This window comes from Saccharibacillus sp. CPCC 101409, assembly GCF_030518235.1.
Lineage (GTDB): Bacteria > Bacillota > Bacilli > Paenibacillales > Paenibacillaceae > Saccharibacillus.
Genome location: NZ_JAULSA010000058.1, coordinates 1 through 602 on the forward strand (window position 1 = coordinate 1; position 602 = coordinate 602).

A 602-nucleotide genomic window follows, 5' to 3' on the forward strand; every position below is an offset into this window, starting at 1 on the left:
GCGCTCTGCCGATTGGTTTTGGTATTCGAGATCCTGTTGTTCGGACTGTAAAGGACATCCCGGCCGATTGGGGTCGGACTCGGAATCTGACTGGGCTCCAGCGTTTTCTCCTCGGTTTGACGGCCGTCCATAATCGTCTGACCGTTGAATGTCAGCGTATCGTTTTGGACTTTCACTTTCCCGATTTGGCTTTCGGCGAACTGCTGCGCGGCTTCCTCCTCGCCAGGCGGAATAGGTTCTTTGGTTTCTCCGCCGGGTACTTCTTTGGGATCGGGTTCGCCGATCAGGTTACCAGGGCTCTCGGCAGCCGTGTACGTTCCGTCCTGCCTGACGACGATATTCGGCGGCGTATAGCCGGCTGGATAAAGTTCAATTCGCTCGCCGTTGAACGCATAATTGTTGAGCACCGCCTGCTCGATCGAATAAACGCCTAGCGAATCGATGACCCAATACGAAAATTTCCGTTCAACCTTCACCGGATACTGCTGCGTTTCGGTCTCTTCCTGCATCTCCGGCGCTTCCGCTTCGTCTCCATCGTCCGGATTCTCTTCATCGGGCTCGGGCGCTTCCTTTTTAGGCGTCCATGTGAAATGATAAGTTTG

General features: G+C 54.5%; 1 protein-coding gene. It reads right to left on the reverse strand.

Going from position 1 to position 602, the window contains the following annotated elements; genetic code table 11:
- Window positions 1-602 (reverse strand): DUF5704 domain-containing protein (locus QWJ34_RS27040; RefSeq protein ID WP_302732233.1); only part of this gene is annotated, 602 nt, incomplete at both ends.